The sequence below is a fragment of the Streptomyces sp. R11 genome (assembly GCF_041051905.1).
Classification (GTDB): Bacteria; Actinomycetota; Actinomycetes; order Streptomycetales; family Streptomycetaceae; genus Streptomyces.
In genome coordinates this window covers 5,279,188-5,294,613 of record NZ_CP163432.1, presented here as the reverse complement: position 1 = coordinate 5,294,613, position 15,426 = coordinate 5,279,188, and the positions used below count along the sequence as shown (strand labels likewise).

The window sequence follows — 15,426 nt, the reverse complement described above, 5'->3', positions numbered from 1 at the left end:
TTGGCCGCAACGGATTTACACCCCGGCGTAGGAGTGCTTGCCGGAGACGAAGATGTTCACGCCGTAGTAGTTGAACAGCCAGCAGCCGAAGGCGATCAGGGCCAGGTAGGCGGCCTTGCGGCCCTTCCAGCCGGCCGTGGCGCGGGCGTGCAGGTAGCAGGCGTAGGCGACCCAGGTGATGAAGGACCAGGTCTCCTTGGGGTCCCAGCCCCAGTAACGGCCCCAGGCGTCGCCCGCCCAGATGGCGCCCGCGATGATCGTGAAGGTCCACAGGGGGAAGACGGCGGCGTTGACGCGGTAGGAGAACTTGTCGAGGGACGCCGAGGCGGGCAGCCGGTCGAGGACGGAGTTCGCGAAGCGGCCGGGTGTGCCGCCGTTGGCGAGCTTGTTCTCGTAGCTGTCCTTGAAGAGGTAGAGCAGCGTGGACATCGCGCCGACGTAGAAGACCGCGCCGCAGAAGATCGCCGTGGAGACGTGGATGTACAGCCAGTACGAGTGAAGGGCGGGAACCAACTGGTCGCTGGCGGTGTACAAGACAGTGACGGCGAGGCCGAGATCGAGGAGGACCGTGGTGATCAGGAACAGCCCGAGCCAGCGCACGTTCTTCTTCAGCGCGAGCAGCGACAGGTACACCCCGACGGCGACCGTGGAGAAGGTGATGTTGAACTCGTACATGTTGCCCCACGGCGCCCGCTCCACCGACAGAGCCCGGGTGAGCACACCACCGAACTCGATCAGGAAGGCGAGCACGGTGAGGGAGATGGCGATACGCCCGTAGAGGTCGCCCTGCGCGTCCCCACCGTGCGCCCCGGGCCCGTCCGGCACGTCCCGCTGACCGGCGGTGGCCCGCACGACGACCTTCGGCCGCTCCAGTACGGCGGTGGAGCCGCCCTTGTTCACGGTGACGGCGGGCGCGGCGGCCTTGGCGGTCTTCGCCGGGGTGAGCGCGGCGGCTGTGCGGCCCACCTTGCTGCGGCTGCCGAGGAGCCATTCGGCGATGTACGCGAAGAAGGCCAGCGTGTAGACGGCCATCGACGAGTAGATCAGCGTGTTGCTGATGTTCGCCAGGTTTTCGTTGGTGGCGGCGGCCAGCTCGGTCGCGGCGGCGAGAGTCACTTGGTGTCAGCCCCTTCGGCGGGTGCGACTTGGGGGTCGGGGGAAGCTTCGGAATCTGCGGGGTCGTCGGCGGCGTCGGGTGCGCCCGGCGCCTGCTCGTACAGGATCCCGGCGAGGTCGCCGAGTTCCTCGGGCACCTTGGCGGACTCGCTGCGGCCGAGGCCGGCCATCTCGACGACCGTGACGCCGTCGGGACCGGGGGCTGCCCGCACCCAGACGCGGCGGCGCTGGATGAACAGGGAGCCGGCCAGGCCGAAGATCGCAGCGAGGGAACCGGCGAGCGCCCAGCCGCTGCCGGGCTGGCGGGCGACCTGGAAGCCGGCCCACTCCTTGATCTCCTTCTCGAAGGTGATCGAGCCGGCGCCGTCCGGGAGCTTCATGGTCTCGCCGGGCTTCAGGTTCTCCCTGAGCTGTGCGCCCTTGGAGTCCTTGAACCCCTTCAGGTTCTTCTTGTTCAGCTGGTACACGCTCTGCGGGAGGCCCGCGTTGACACCGAGGTCACCGTGGTAGGCCTCCAGGTTCAGCACCGGGTTCAGCAGCGCCGGGAACTGCGAGGCGATCTCGTTGCCCTTGACGTAGGAGGGGAGGAAGAAGGCCTGGAAGCCGAGCTGGTCCCACTTGCCCTTGGCATCGCGGTAGCCGTCCATGACCTTGATCGCACCGGTGGAGGTGACGTTGCCGTCGAGCGGCAGCAGCGGTACCGCGTCGCTGTAGACGACCTTGCCCTTGCCGTCGCGGACCGTGACGACGGGGGCGTAGCCGTGGCTGACGAGGTAGACCTTCGAGTCGCCGATCTCCAGCGGCTCGTTGACCTCGATGGTGGTCTTCTCCTCCTTGCCGAAGGCGCCCACGCTGTAGGTGACGTCCGCCTTGTAGACACGCGGGGTGCCGCGGTTGGGGCCGGACGGCTCGTAGCTGCCGACGAAGTTCTTCAGGTTGAAGCTGAACGGATCCAGGTCGTCCTGGCTGAAGAGGCTGCCGGACTTGAAGTCGTCGTACTGGGTGAGGGTGTTGGAGAAGCCGTCGCCCTCGACGATCAGCTTGTTGCCCTCGGACTTGTACAACTGGCCCCAGGCGAAGGCGATCAGCATCACGATCAGCGCGATGTGGAAGGCGAGGTTGCCGACCTCGCGCAGATAGCCCTTCTCCGCGGCGACGGCGTCACCGGCAAGATGGGCGCGGAAGCGGCGCTTCTTCAGCAGCGCAAGTGCCGCCTCGCGGACCTGCTCGGGCTCGGCCTCGGTGCGCCAGGTGGTGTAGGCGGGCAGCCGGGTCAAGCGCCTCGGGGCGCCCGGCGGACGGCCGCGGAGCTGGCCGACGAACTGCCAGGTGCGCGGGACGATGCAGCCGATGAGGGAGACGAACAGCAGGATGTAGATCGCGGAGAACCACACCGAGCTGTAGACGTTGAAGAGGCCCAGCTTGTCGTAGATCGGCGCGAGCGTCTCGTGTGTCTTGCGGAACTCGGCGACCTTCGTCTCGTCGATGCCGGTCTGCGGGATGAGCGAGCCGGGGATCGCGCCGAGCGACAGCAGCAGAAGCAGCAGAAGCGCGACCCGCATCGAGGTGAGCTGCCGCCAGAACCAGCGGGCCCAGCCGATGACGCCGAGGGAGGGCAGGTGGGAGATCTCCTCGGCGGGGGCGGTGGAGAGCTGAGAGCCGGCGGTGCCCAGGTCCTGGTCGTCGGCCGGGGTCGCGTCGGTTGTCGTCTTGCTCATGGATCAGATCCCCACAGTGAAGCCGTTGGACCAGACCTGCATCTCCTGCACGATGCGGTCCCACGCGCCGGTCAGCAGCAGCACACCGGTCACGATCATCATGGTGCCGCCGATGCGCATTACCCAGACATAGTGGCGCTTGACCCAGGCGAAGGCGCCGAGGGCCTTGCGGAAGGCTACGGCAGCGAGCACGAAGGGGATGCCGAGGCCGAGGCAGTAGGCGACGGTCAGTATGGCGCCGCGGGCGGCACTGGCCTCGTTGATGGCGAGCGTCTGCACGGAGGACAGGGTCGGGCCGATGCACGGCGTCCAGCCGATACCGAACAGTGCGCCCAGCAGGGGCGCACCGGCGAGTCCGGTGGTCGGCCTGGTGTGGAAGCGGAACTCGCGCTGGGTGAGCCAGGGCATCATCCCCATGAAGAAGACGCCCATGAGGATCATCAGGACGCCGAGAATCTTCGACAGGTCGTCCTTGTGTTCCTGAAGGGTCGAGCCCCAGTAGCCGAACAGCGCCCCGCCGGAGACGAACACGACGGTGAAGCCGAGCACGAACAGGGAGGCGCCGGCGACCATCCGTCCGCGGCGGGCCTCGGCCAGGTCGGTGCCGCTGACTCCGGTGACGTACGACAGATAGCCGGGGACGAGAGGCAGGACGCACGGGGAGAAGAAGGAGACGAGCCCGCCGAGCATCGCGATCGGCAGCGCCAGCAGCAGGGCACCGTGCAGCACGGTGCCGTTGTACTCCGCGGCGAGGGTGAGCGCTCCGGCCACGTCACTTCTCCGCGAGGACCGGCTCGATCATGCCCCGCAGCGACTCCTCGCTGAGGGGCTGCAGCGCACGCGCCGCGACCTTGCCGTCCCGGTCGATGACGAGGGTGGAGGGGATGAGCTGCGGGTTGAGCGTGCCCTTCTCAAAGCGGAGCATCAGCTTGCCCGTCGGGTCGTACAGGCTCGGGTAGGTGATCCCCTGCTCCTTCTCGAAGGCGAGCGCGGGGGTGGTGCTGGTGTCGCGGGTGTTGATGCCGACGAACTGAACGCCCTGGTCCTTGAGGTCGGTGGACACCTTCTCGAAGTTCTTCGCCTCGAGCCGGCAGGGCGGGCACCACGATCCCCACACGTTGACGACGAGGACCTTGCCCTTGTAGTCGGCGGTGGTCAGCTTCTTGTCGTCGACGGTCTTGCCGTCCAGGACGGGCGCCGTGGTGCGCTCGCCCTGCGCGACCGTGTCGATGCCGTTCTTGCCGGTGACGAAGTTGGTGTCACCGCCGCCGCCCGACGTGCCGCCGGAACTGCACGCGGACAGGGTCAGCGCGGTGGCCGCGGCTGTCGCGGTGAGCAGGACGAGACGTCGGCGGTTCGAGCGCAGGGGGGCGCTTGCGGCACTCATGTGAAAAGTTTCGCATGCCCGTTCCGGGGATCTTGCGCACCCCCCTTGCGGGTGGAAAACCGCATTTCAGGCAGCGTTTTGGGGGCTCGCGGAGCTGCCCGCGCCGCCCTTCGTGAACGCGCTCCAGCCCCCGGCCGGCTCCTGCCCAACCTCCAGCGTGCGCAACTTGTCCAGAACGTCCGGCTTCTGTACGTCCATCCAGTCCACGAACTGCCGGAAGGAGACGAGCCGGACATCGCCGCCCTTCTCCTTCTCCCGCGCGATGTGCTTGAGGGCCTCCTCGACGGCGTCCATGTAGATGCCGCCGTTCCACTGCTCGAAGTGGTTGCCCACGAAGAAGGGGGCGCGGTTTGTCTCGTATGCCCGCTTGAATCCCTGGATGTACGCCTGCGCGGACTGCTCTCGCCAGGCCGGGTAGTTGTGGCTGGGCGCGTTCGTGGAGTTGATCGACTGGTTGGCGAGCATGTTGTAGTCCATGGAGAGGACCTCGAACGAACGGCCGGGGAAAGGTATCTGCTGCAACGGCAGATCCCACAGCCCCTGCTTCTTCGTCGGCCACACCTGACGGCCGCCGGGCGAGGAGGCGTCGTAGCGCCAGCCGAGCTCACGGGCGGTGGGCAGCAGGTTGTCCTGACCGAGGAGACAGGGCGTGCGGCCGCCGACGAGTTCCTTTTCGTAGTCGAAGGGCAGGGAGGGCAGGTCGGTCCACCCGGAGTTCGTACGCCACTCCTTGACGAAGGACTTGGCCTGGTCGATCTCACTGCGCCACTGCTGCGCGGTCCAGTTGCCGACGGTGCCGTTGCCGCCGCAGAAGTGGCCGTTGAAGTGGGTGCCTATCTCGTGGCCGTCGAGCCAGGCCTGGCGGACGTTCTTCAGCGTGGCCTTGATGTGGTCGTCGGTGAGGTAGCCGATGTCCGAGGCGCCGCGCGGGTTGTTCGGCGGGTCGTAGAGCCGCTTCTTCGACTCGGGCAGCAGATAGAGCCCCGAGAGGAAGAAGGTCATGTGCGCCTCGTGCTGCTTGGCGAGGTCGAGAAAGCGCGGGAAGAGACCGTTGCCGACCTCACCGGCACCGTCCCAGGAGAAGACGACGAACTGCGGCGGCTCCTGACCGGGCTCCAGCGGCTCGGGCTTGCCGGGCTGGTTCGGCTGCTTGCCGGTGTACGAGGTGGAGCCGTCGCCTATGGGCTTGGCGCGCTGGGTCTGGGTGCCGGGCCGGTTGTCCCCGCCGTCGCCGGAACCGCCACCCTGGTTCGATCCGTCTGACTGCGTGAAGGTGCCGCACCCCGCGAGTCCGAGTGCGGCAGCGGCTCCGGCGCCGAGCCCGAGAACTCCCCTTCGGTTGAAGTCGCCCATTGCATTCCCGTCCGTCGCATCCTCTGGTGGTCACCCAGTCAGAGGGCGCGACGAACGGGGAGGTTCCTCCAGATCACGGAGGATTCGCAACAAATGTCACAAAGGTGTCTTAGGCGCCGAAGGCCTTGTCCTTCCCCTTCACCGGCTTGGCGCCGGCGCGGAGATGGGCGGGGACGAGGTCGATGGCCGGCTCGCTGTAGCCGACGGACACGATCTTGTCTCCCTGGTACGTGAAGCTCGTGAGGGACGCCAGCGTGCACTGCCGCTTGCGCGGGTCGTGCCACAGCCGCCGCTTCTCGACGTAGCTGCGCACGATCCAGATCGGCAGCTGATGACTGACCAGCACGGCCTCGTGCCCACGCGCGGCGTCCTTGGCGGCGTCCAGCGCGCCCATCATGCGGATGACCTGCTCGACGTACGGCTCGCCCCAGGACGGCTTGAAGGGGTTGACGAGGTGCTTCCAGTTCTCCGGCCTCTTCAGGGCCCCGTCCCCCACTCCGAAGGTCTTGCCCTGGAAGACGTTGCCGGCCTCGATGAGCCGCGCGTCGGTCGTGAGGTCCAGGCCGTGCGCCTTGGCGATCGGCGTCGCGGTCTCCTGCGCCCGCTCCAGCGGGGAGGCGCAGACGTACGTGACGTCCCGGGAGGAGAGATGCTCTGCGACCCGGTCGGCCATCTGCCGCCCGAGGTCGGACAGGTGATACCCCGCGAGCCGGCCGTAGAGGATCCCGTCCGGGTTGGCCACCTCGCCGTGCCGCATGAGGTGTACGACGGTGATGTCGCTGTCGCTGGTGGGGCTGTCGTTGGTCATGGGGGTGTCGCTCATGCCGCCGTGGCCTCCGCCGCCGCTCGGGCCGCCGCCGGGAGGGCGTCGGCGATCCGCTGGACGGCCTGCTCGTCGTGGGCGGTGGAAACGAACCAGGACTCGAAGGACGAGGGCGGCAGATAGACGCCCTGCGCCAGCATCGACTGGAAGAAGGCGGTGAAGCGGAAGGATTCCTGCCGCTTGGCGTCCTCGTAGTTGCGCACTTCCCGGTCCGTGAAGAACACGGAGAACATGTTGGAGGCGGTCTGCAGCCGGTGCGTGACGCCTTCCTTGGTGAGGGCCTCGGTGACGAGGGACTGGATGGTCTCCGACACTGCGTTGACCTTGTCGTACGCCGCCTCGTCGAGGAGCCGCAGCTGGGCGAGCCCGGCGGCGGTGGCGACGGGGTTACCGGAGAGGGTGCCGGCCTGGTAGACGGGCCCGGCGGGCGCGAGGTGGGCCATCACATCGGCACGGCCACCGAAGGCGGCGGCCGGGAAGCCGCCGCCCATGACCTTGCCGAAGGTCATGAGGTCGGGCTTGACCCCGTCGACGCCGTACCACCCGGCGCGGCTGGTGCGGAAGCCGGTCATGACCTCGTCGGAGATGTAGAGGGCGCCGTTCTTCCCGCAGGCGTCCTTCAGCCCCTGGTTGAAGCCGGGCAGCGGTGGGACGACGCCCATGTTGCCGGGCGAGGCCTCGGTGATCACACAGGCGATCTCACCGGGGAAGCGGTGGAAGGCCTCGTGGACGGACTCGAGGTCGTTGTAGGGCAGGACGATCGTGTCGCCGGCCTGGGCGCCGGTGACGCCGGGGGTGTCGGGAAGAGCGAAGGTCGCGACCCCTGACCCGGCGGCGGCGAGCAGCGAGTCGACGTGCCCGTGATAGCACCCGGCGAACTTGATCACCTTGGACCGCTGGGTGAACCCGCGGGCCAGCCGGATGGCGGACATCGTGGCCTCGGTGCCGCTGGACACGAGCCGCACCTGCTCCAGCGGCTCGATCCGGTCGACCATCTCCTCGGCAAGCGCGACCTCGCCCTCGCCGGGCGTACCGAAGGAGGTACCGCGGGAGACTGCGTCCTGGACGGCGGCGATCACGTCCGGGTGGGAGTGCCCGAGGATCATGGGACCCCAGGAGCAGACGAGGTCGACGTACTCACGTCCGTCGGCGTCGGTGAGATACGGGCCGCTGCCGGACACCATGAACCGGGGCGTTCCGCCCACGGCGCGGAAGGCACGGACCGGGGAGTTCACGCCGCCGGGTGTGACGGCGGCCGCACGGTCGAACAGGGCCTGCGAGGCCGGTGCTTCGTATGGGTAGGGCGATTCGCTCATGGCCTGCGACTTCTCCGACCTTCTCGGGCTCCGATTGCCAGTGACCTCCTCAGGGTAGGCCAGCGGGAGGTGACGGCAGCGGGGCCACCGCTGACCGGGCAACCGGTCTCCGCTCGCCCGCGATCTGCGAGACTGGGCGTGATACACACAGCTCATGCGGGGCGTGATGGTCGGGGACTGAAGGCATCCCGCGGACAGGTGTTTCAACGCACGTTTCGGCGGGCGGCCGTGGGGGAGGTCACTGACACGATGATCGGGTTGCGCGGCCGGGGCCACGCGTCCTAGAAAAGCAGTCGGGTGGAGATATGCATCGCGGTGGCGGACTGGGCGAGGGGACTGATGACCTCGGTCCTCGACGTGCCCGGCGGGGAAAACACCGGCGCGAGGCGGAGGATTCGAACGAAGCACGTCAGGGACACGTAGTACCGGATATGCCGGGTGTACCTAACGAATCAGAGCGGGCCGACCGACGCAGTGATCGGCTGAGGGTGAGCGGGAATGGTGGTCGGGTGGGGGTGACGTACAAGTACTTCGGCGCGCCTGACGGCGCGACCGCGGCCCGCGTCCCGATCTCGATGCGCCCCGAGGAACTCGGCGGCGACGAGCTTGGCATGAACGGCATGTTCACCAAGATCAAGCCGGAGACCATGGCCGCGATGGTCCTCACCGGCATCGAGGGCGTCCCCCTGCACAAGGTGCCACCCCTGGAGCTGGTCGTCCTCCACCCCGACTACGCCGTGGTCAAGCTGCCGATGACGGTCGTGGACCCCCTGCGCGGCATAGGAGAGGAAGCGGTGGGCGCGGCGGCGTTCATCTGGTCGACCGTGCCGGACCGGGGTGGGCCCCGGGATGCGTTCAACGTGTATCAGCTGCTGCACGAGTGGCAGGACTTCAGTCACAGGTTGCATGAGGCGGGGCATCAGCCGTACTGCCTCGTGTGGCCGTGACCTGCGGTTTCTTGCAGATCGGGCGGGGTCTTCGGGCCTCGCCCTTTTTGGTGCCGGGGAGGGGCCGTCAGGTGGCCAGGGCACATTGAGGGCACATTGGTTTCGCCGGGGGCGGTGATGTGCCCTGGGCAGCGGGCGGGTCGCCGTCGTCTTCCGCCTCGGCCGGGCTGTCGGCGAACCCGTACAGCTCCCAGGTGTGCCCGTTCCAGCGCTCGATGGCACGGGGCGCATCCGGGCTCAGATGCGATGCCCTGGGCCCGTCGCCGGGCACGACAGGCACGGCGCGAAGTCGGCCGATCTTTGCGCCAGGGCGCCCCCGCCGCCTGTGGGACGGATCCGGTGAGGGCGTGGCCGGCTCGTCGGGCCACGCCCTCGTCCGTCTCGATCGAGGTCACGCTCTCGCTGCCAAGCCGGTGGCACATCAGTGCTGTCGAGTAACCGGTTCCGGTGCCGATCTCCAGCACATTCACGCCGTCCCGCACATCCAGGTCTTCGAGCATCCGGACCACGAGGCTCGGCAACGCCGACGACGAGACCGGGGTCGCGTTGCTGATCGGCTTCGGGTCGGCCCAGTCGATGTCCCGGCCGTCGAACTGGGTCATCCATGTCTCGTCGGTGCAGACGAGCCGGAGCCACTCCTCCTCACCGACCGTCTCCTGTGTGACCGGATCCCAGGTGGTGACGCCCGGGGCGTGGTTCTCCCAGTGGAAGCGCGGGATGAACCTGTGGCGGGGCACGGCCTCCACGGCGGCCCGCCACTGCGGCAAGCGCAGCCAGCCATCCTTCTCCAGTGTCGGGCGAGCCGGCGCCGGAGATCGGCTGCGGCCGTCTCGATGTCGGTTTCACCGGCCACGGAGTCCTCCTTCCAGGAGATCGGCGAGTGCGGCAGTCATCGGCAGACCGGTCGGCGGCTCCATCCATGCCCACTGCCCGGAAGGACTGCACTCGATGAAGATCCACTCACCGCGGTCGGTCGAGCGAAGTCGAACGCCCCGAAGACGAGTCCGAAGTGCTTCGGATGGGCCCCCATCGACCGCTCCACCACGGGTGGCGCCGCAAGCGGCGTGTATGCCATCGCCGGCGACGGCATCCGCGACCACTTCATGGCCGGCTATGTCACCGCCCTGGAGCGCAACCTCGTGTGACCGCGTGCCGAGGTGACGTCGCCGGGTTCTCGTCGCAGTGGACGATCGTGAAGTGGCGGACGTGGTGGCCGTGGCGCTCGGGGCCGGAGGTCTCCAGTTCGTCGACCACCGCGACCGCCAGGTCCTCCGCGCTGATCCACGAACGGCCGTCCGCGCCGGTGAGCAAGGTGTCGGTGCCCCGCCGGTAGCGGCCGGTCCGGTCACCGGGCTCCAGCAGGGCCGGTGGGCTCAGATAGACCCAGTCGGCATCGGGGTGGGCTTCGCAGGCCCGCAACTGAGCCGTTCCGGCTGCCGCCACGGCCCGCCACTCGGCCGGCACGTACGCGGGGTTGTCGGCCACCAGCAGGTCGGGGTCGTCGGGGCTGCGCAACGCGCCGGCGCCGCCGACGACGAGGACGCGGATGCCGAGTCGGGCGGCGACGTCCAGCACCGTGCGGGTGGCTCCGACGAGGAACTCCTGGTCGACCGGAAGGGTCCGTACGGTGAGCACGACGGCGTCCGCCGCGGACTGCGTGAGCACCTCGCGCAAGGCGGAGGGATCGTTCGCGTCGACCGCGACCGGCGTGACGTTCGGACCCTGGTCCGGGGGCTTCCGGGACAGGGCGAGCACCTGGTGTCCGCGCGCGCCCGCCTCGCCGATCACCCGGCTGCCGACCATCCCGGTGGCACCGAGCACGGCGATCGTCCTGCCTGCCTTCATCGGCCCTGCCCTCATCAAGCTCGTCTTCATCGAACCCGTCGTCATCGAACCCGCACTCCTCTCATCAGCGCCTTCGGGGAATTGAGCTGTGCCGCGAGCAGCGCGGCCAGGGCGAGCGCGAAGCCGGCGCTCTGCGGCAGGCTCAGCGATTCGCCCAGGGCGAGGCCGACGACGGTCGCGACCAGCGGGGACAGCAGCACCAGCGGTGCGGACGCGCCGACCGGCAGCCTGCCGATGCCGCGGAACCACAGCGTGTAGGCGATCAGCCCGCCCATGCTGCCGAGCCACAGGTAGCCGCCGGCCGCCCCGGCGTCGATCCGCTGCGGCACGCCCTCGATCGCGAGGGTGAGGGGGAGCAACAGCAGCCCGCCGGCGGTGAGTTGCCAGCCGGCCAGGGTCAGGGCGCCGACGCCCGCGGGACGGCCCCAGCGCTTGGTGAGGACGACCCCGCCGGCCATGGCGGCCGTACCGCCGAGGCCGGCGAGCACGCCGACGGCGTCCAGTCGGGCGTCCGGCCCGAGCACGACGAGTCCGACGCCGGCGACGCCGATCACGCCCCACGTCCATCGCCAGAGTGTCGGCCGGTCGTGAAGCACCGCGATGGCCAGCCCGGCGACGAGCAGTGGCTGGGTGGCGCCGAGGGTGGCGGCGACGCCGCCGGGGAGGCGTTCGGCGGCGAGGAACAACAGGGGGAACAGGACGCCGATGTTGAGACCGCCGAGGACGGCGGCCCGCCACCACCAGTCCCCGCGCGGCAGCACGCGCGTGATCGCCAGCCCGATCAGTCCGGCGGGCAGGGCGCGCATCAGCGCCGCGAACATCGGGTGCCCGGGTGGCAGGAGTTCCGTGGTCACGGCGTATGTGGTGCCCCAGGTCACGGGGGCGATCGCGGTGAGGGCGACGGTTGCGGCGGTCGCGGCGGTTGTCACCGGCAGCGCGTACGAAGGCCGTACCGGGCCCGGTGACCGCTCGGTCAAGGAAGGCATGTCACGCAGTCTCCGCAGCCGCACCTCATGACTCCAAAGCATGGTTGTCATCACAGCCATGAACCACAACGATGGAAACGTGGACCTCCAGCAGATGCGCTACGTCGTCGCCGTCGCCGAAACCCGCAACTTCACCCGCGCCGCAGAGCGCTGCGACGTGGTGCAGTCGTCACTCAGTCACCGGATCGCCGGACTGGAACGGGAGCTCGGCGTCCGGCTGTTCGCCCGCTCCAGCCGCCGTGTCGAACTGACCAGTGCCGGGGAGGCGTTCGTCGCCGCCGCGCGCGAGTGCCTGGCCGCGGCCGACCGCGCGGTCGCCGACGCCGCCGCGGCGACCGGAGTCGTACGGGGCCGGCTCGCCGTCGGTGTGATCGTGACGACCGCAGCCGTGGACGTACCGGAGCTGCTGCAGCGGTACCGCGCCCGGTACCCGGACGTCCACGTCGTCCTGCGCTCCGGACGCAGCGACGAACTGGCGACGGCCATCCGCGACGGCGACCTGGACATCGCCTTCCTGGGCCTGCCCGAGGGCGAGGCGCCGTCCGGCGTCGAGTCCGTCGTCCTCGATCACGACGAGCACGCCCTCGTCGTGCCGGCCCGGCACCGGCTCGCCGGCGTTTCCCGGGTCACGCTGGCGGAGATCGCCGACGAGACGTTCGTGGACTTCGCGGCCGGGACGCCGGCCCGCGCCCAGTCCGACCGGGCCTTCGCCGCGGCCGGTCTGGTCCGCGACGTCGCGTATGAGGCCGGCGTCGTCGAGCTGATCTCCCGGCTGGTCGCCCGCGGACTCGGCATCGCGCTGCTGCCGTCGGCGTACATCGGCCCGCTGGCCGCCGACGACCCCGAACTGGCCCTGGTCCGGGTGCTCGACGGACCGCATCGCATGGAGTACCTGGCGTGGAGCCGCTTCAATCCCAGCCCTGCAACCCGGGCGCTGCTCGCTGTCCTCGGGGTCGGACGTTCCTCAAAGGAGTGAGGGCGTCAGGGCGCCCCGCCCGGCTCCGACCCCTCTAGGCCCTGTCGTTTGGATCCGCTCGGCTGTGCGGATCGGTTCCACCTGGCGGACCCGAGCAGATGTGCGTGCCAGGGGCCCGCGACGCCGACCTGATCCAACGACAGGGCCCAGGCGTCGCCCCCCGGCTCGGCTCACTTCGTGCCGACCGTCCGCAGCACCGTCACCGCCAACGTCCGCGCCGCCTGCACCACTTCGGCGAGCGACACCCGCTCCCGCTCACTGTGCGCCACCCGGATGTCCCCCGGCCCGAACTGCAACGTCGGGATCCCCGCCCCGTCGTACAGCCGCAGATCGCTCCCGTACGGCGCCCCGCACTCCCGCAGCCCCGCGGCTCCCCCGGCGTCAGCATGGGCGCCCCGGATCACCTCCGGCAGCGGATGCCCCTCCGGCAGCCGCCCGGCGGCGAACTGCCCGCCCGGCCAGGTCACGGTCGCCGGGTGCGCGCGCAGCCAGGGGTCATCGGCGCACGCCTGCGCCACGCACCGCTCGAACGCCGCCCGCGCCTGCGCCGGGTCCTCCCCCAGCCGTACGCCCAACCTCCCCTCCGCGACCAGCAGATCGGGCACGCTGCTCGCCCAGTCCCCGGCGCGCAGGGTCCCCACCGACAGGGCGTAGGGGATCGGGTGCTCGGCCATCAGGGGATGCGCGTCCCGGTTGCGCTCGGTCTCCAGCCGGGCCAGCGCCCGGTGCAGCGGCAGATACGCGTCGACCGCGCTCACGCCCTGGTCCCGAGCGCTGCCATGGGCCGCCTTGCCGGGCACGGCGATACGGAAGGTCAGGGCGCCGGCGTTGGCGGTCACGAGGGCACCGCCCGTCGGCTCGGCGATGACGCAGACGTCGCCCCGGTGGCCGCGCCGCAGCGTGCCGAAGGCGCCGAGGCCGCCGTCCTCCTCGCCCACGACGAAGTGCGCGCCGACCCGCCCGCGCAGCCGCACCCCGGCGGCCCGTATCGCCGCGAGGACGGCGAGGTGGGCCACCAGGCCGGCCTTCATGTCGCAGGCGCCCCGGCCGTGGACGACGTCCCCGACCACCCTCGGCACGAACGGATCGCCCTCCCAGGCGTCCAGGTCGCCCGGCGGTACGACATCCACGTGGCCCTGGAGGACGAAGGCCGGACCGTCGCCGCCGTCCTCCGTCACCCCGACAAGCCCCCAGGCCTCCTCGCGTTCGGCCTCCGCCCCCGGAAAGCCGGGGTCCGCGCGCAGCGCGTCCAGGTCCATGGACCACAGGTCGACGTCCAGCCCGAGCCGCTCAAGCCGCCCCGCCAGCAGATGCTGCAGCTCCGACTCGGCCGCGCTCCCGGTCACGCTGGGCACGGAGATCAGCTCCAGCAGCGTCCGCCCGATCCCGGTCTCGTCGATCTCCGCCAGTACGGCGCTCTCCACGTCGCTCAGCACGATGACGCTCCTCCCCTCGACCACCGGGCACGACGCACGCCCCGCCCGAACAGATGGTGGCCCATTCACGGTGATCCGATCCATGGAGATCCGATCCATGGAGATCCGAGAGAGTGCGGCCCGCCCTCAGCCGGAACCGCCCACCGTGAACCCGATCGCCGTCCCGCCCCCGTCCCGCCGGAAGGCGAACGGCGCTCCCCCGTGCGCCAGCGCCACCTCCCGCACGATCGACAGCCCCAGCCCGGACCCCGGCAGCGATCGCGCGTCGGCGGCCCGGTAGAAGCGGTCGAAGACCCGGATCAGATCGTCCTCGGCGATACCGGGCCCCCGGTCGAGGACCTCCACGCGCACCGTCCCGGGCCGGGCGGGCCCGGCGACGTTGATCTCGATCGGCGCGGTCCCCTCGCGGTCGAACTTCGCCGCGTTCTCGACGAGGTTGGTCACCGCGCGCTGAAGCATCGCCGGCCGCCCCTGCGTCGTCGTCTCCCCGCATGCGCGGACCACGATCCGCCGTCCCGTACGCCGCCGGGCGAGCCCGGCGACGTCCTCCGCGATGTCGGCGAGGTCCACCCGCTGGGCCGGCTCGGCGTCGGACTGCCCGGCCGCCAGGTCGACCAACTCATTGACCAGATCGGTCAGTTCGCGCGCCTCCTGACCCAGGTCCGCGACCAGCTCGTCACGGGTGTCGGGAGGCAGTTCGTCGATGCGGCGCAGCAGGGAGATGTTCGTACGGAGTGAGGTGAGCGGGGTGCGCAGCTCGTGGCCCGCGTCCTGAACGAGCCGCCGCTGGTCCTCCTCCGACTGGGCGAGGCGCCCGAGCATGCGGTCGAAGGCGCGGCCCAGCCGGCCGACCTCGTCGTATCCGGTGACCGGCACCTGGATGCCGAGCCGCCGGGTGCGGGCGACGTCCTCGGCGGCGGAGGTGAGGACGACCAGGCGACGCGTGATGCGCCGGGCCAGCCACCAGCCGAAGAGCCCCGCGAGCGTCACCACGGCCGCCATCAGCAGCAGGGTCCGCTGCTGGAGTGCCCGCAGCAGGTCCTCGGTGTCGCTGAACTCCTGGGCGATCTGCACCGCGCCCCGCCCGCCGCCGAGCGCGACCGTCGCGACGCGGTAGACGTCGCTGCCGACGTCGACGTCCTTGTGCTGGATCATCCGCCCGGCCGTCCCGTCGACCGCGATCCGCCGGTCGGCGGAGGTGACCGGCAGTCCCGGCCGCCCCGGGTCGACGACGGTCCCGTCCGGGCCCAGCACCTGCACATCGGTACGGGCGGGCCGTACGAGATCGTGGCCCGGCGCGGAGGAGGAGAAGTCGTCCGGGGTCATCGGTCGCTGCCGGACCTCGCCCCGCAGGTCCTGCACGACCTCGTCGAACACGGACTCCTGGTCGACCCGCACCAGCCGGGCGGCGGCGGTGTACGACAGCAGACCGACCAGGACGGTGACCACGGCGGTCACGGCGGCGAAGGACAGGGCGAAGGTGGTGCCCAGTCCCGTGCTGCGTCGTGCCGTCAGCAGCCTCC

Annotated in this window: 14 protein-coding genes and 2 pseudogenes; 3 read left to right on the top strand and 13 right to left on the bottom strand. The window is 70.2% G+C overall.

Annotation, left to right across the window (positions count from 1 at the left end):
• Window positions 1–15: 15 nt before the first annotated feature.
• The 7 genes from ccsB to hemL form a co-directional block, all read right to left on the bottom strand.
• A complete protein-coding gene (gene ccsB, locus AB5J55_RS24570; protein ID WP_369272732.1) occupies window positions 16–1,116 on the bottom strand; it encodes a c-type cytochrome biogenesis protein CcsB in 1,101 nt (366 codons plus the stop codon).
• Window positions 1,113–2,834, bottom strand: coding sequence for a cytochrome c biogenesis protein ResB (locus tag AB5J55_RS24565; protein WP_369272731.1), 1,722 nt, complete (start codon window positions 2,832–2,834; stop codon window positions 1,113–1,115). Before AB5J55_RS24565 ends, ccsB begins: the two co-directional genes overlap by 4 nt.
• A 3-nt stretch (window positions 2,835–2,837) precedes the next feature.
• Window positions 2,838–3,605, bottom strand: a complete 768-nt coding sequence (locus tag AB5J55_RS24560; RefSeq protein ID WP_369272730.1) for a cytochrome c biogenesis CcdA family protein — start codon at window positions 3,603–3,605, stop codon at window positions 2,838–2,840.
• A gap of 1 nt (window position 3,606) precedes the next feature.
• Window positions 3,607–4,221, bottom strand: coding sequence for a TlpA family protein disulfide reductase (locus tag AB5J55_RS24555; RefSeq protein WP_369272729.1), 615 nt, complete (start codon window positions 4,219–4,221; stop codon window positions 3,607–3,609).
• Between the two features lie 66 nt (window positions 4,222–4,287).
• Window positions 4,288–5,574 carry a hypothetical protein gene (locus AB5J55_RS24550; RefSeq protein ID WP_369272728.1) on the bottom strand — a complete coding sequence of 429 codons (1,287 nt, stop codon included), beginning with the start codon at window positions 5,572–5,574 and terminating at the stop codon, window positions 4,288–4,290.
• Between the two features lie 109 nt (window positions 5,575–5,683).
• Complete coding sequence (locus AB5J55_RS24545; RefSeq protein WP_369272727.1) at window positions 5,684–6,397, bottom strand: histidine phosphatase family protein; 714 nt, start codon at window positions 6,395–6,397, stop codon at window positions 5,684–5,686.
• The gene (gene hemL / locus AB5J55_RS24540) at window positions 6,394–7,713 is read right to left on the bottom strand and encodes a glutamate-1-semialdehyde 2,1-aminomutase (protein ID WP_369272726.1); all 1,320 of its coding nucleotides are present in this window, start codon (window positions 7,711–7,713) and stop codon (window positions 6,394–6,396) included. The genes AB5J55_RS24545 and hemL overlap by 4 nt, the downstream gene beginning before the upstream one ends.
• Before the next feature lie 509 nt (window positions 7,714–8,222).
• Between hemL and AB5J55_RS24535 the strand changes: the two genes are divergently transcribed.
• Entirely contained in the window at window positions 8,223–8,660 is a 438-nt protein-coding gene (locus AB5J55_RS24535; RefSeq protein WP_003974483.1) for a hypothetical protein, read from the top strand.
• A 67-nt stretch (window positions 8,661–8,727) separates the two neighbouring features.
• Here the strand turns inward: AB5J55_RS24535 and AB5J55_RS24530 are convergent.
• Both AB5J55_RS24530 and AB5J55_RS24525 read right to left on the bottom strand, forming a co-directional pair.
• A pseudogene (locus AB5J55_RS24530) lies at window positions 8,728–8,973 on the bottom strand (DUF6087 family protein); the annotation flags it as partial.
• Window positions 8,974–9,064: 91 nt separating this feature from the next.
• Window positions 9,065–9,160, bottom strand: a pseudogene (locus AB5J55_RS24525) (hypothetical protein); the annotation flags it as partial.
• A 333-nt stretch (window positions 9,161–9,493) separates the two neighbouring features.
• Here AB5J55_RS24525 and AB5J55_RS24520 point away from each other — a divergent pair.
• Window positions 9,494–9,805, top strand: a complete 312-nt coding sequence (locus AB5J55_RS24520) for a hypothetical protein (protein ID WP_369272725.1) — start codon at window positions 9,494–9,496, stop codon at window positions 9,803–9,805.
• Here AB5J55_RS24520 and AB5J55_RS24515 read toward each other — a convergent pair.
• Entirely contained in the window at window positions 9,777–10,505 is a 729-nt protein-coding gene (locus AB5J55_RS24515) for an NAD(P)-dependent oxidoreductase (protein WP_369272724.1), read from the bottom strand. The two genes, AB5J55_RS24520 and AB5J55_RS24515, sit on opposite strands and share 29 nt — an antisense overlap.
• Window positions 10,506–10,546: 41 nt before the next feature.
• A complete protein-coding gene (locus AB5J55_RS24510; RefSeq protein ID WP_369272723.1) occupies window positions 10,547–11,491 on the bottom strand; it encodes an EamA family transporter in 945 nt (314 codons plus the stop codon).
• Window positions 11,492–11,570: 79 nt separating this feature from the next.
• Here AB5J55_RS24510 and AB5J55_RS24505 point away from each other — a divergent pair, with 79 nt between their 5' ends.
• Window positions 11,571–12,467, top strand: a complete 897-nt coding sequence (locus tag AB5J55_RS24505) for a LysR family transcriptional regulator (RefSeq protein WP_369276280.1) — start codon at window positions 11,571–11,573, stop codon at window positions 12,465–12,467.
• Window positions 12,468–12,637: 170 nt separating this feature from the next.
• Here the strand turns inward: AB5J55_RS24505 and AB5J55_RS24500 are convergent, their stop codons facing one another.
• Both AB5J55_RS24500 and AB5J55_RS24495 read right to left on the bottom strand, forming a co-directional pair.
• Window positions 12,638–13,903 (bottom strand): ArgE/DapE family deacylase, encoded by a 1,266-nt coding sequence (locus AB5J55_RS24500; RefSeq protein ID WP_369272722.1) that lies wholly within the window; start codon window positions 13,901–13,903, stop codon window positions 12,638–12,640.
• Between the two features lie 126 nt (window positions 13,904–14,029).
• Window positions 14,030–15,421 (bottom strand): ATP-binding protein, encoded by a 1,392-nt coding sequence (locus tag AB5J55_RS24495; protein ID WP_369276279.1) that lies wholly within the window; start codon window positions 15,419–15,421, stop codon window positions 14,030–14,032.
• Window positions 15,422–15,426 lie beyond the last annotated feature (5 nt).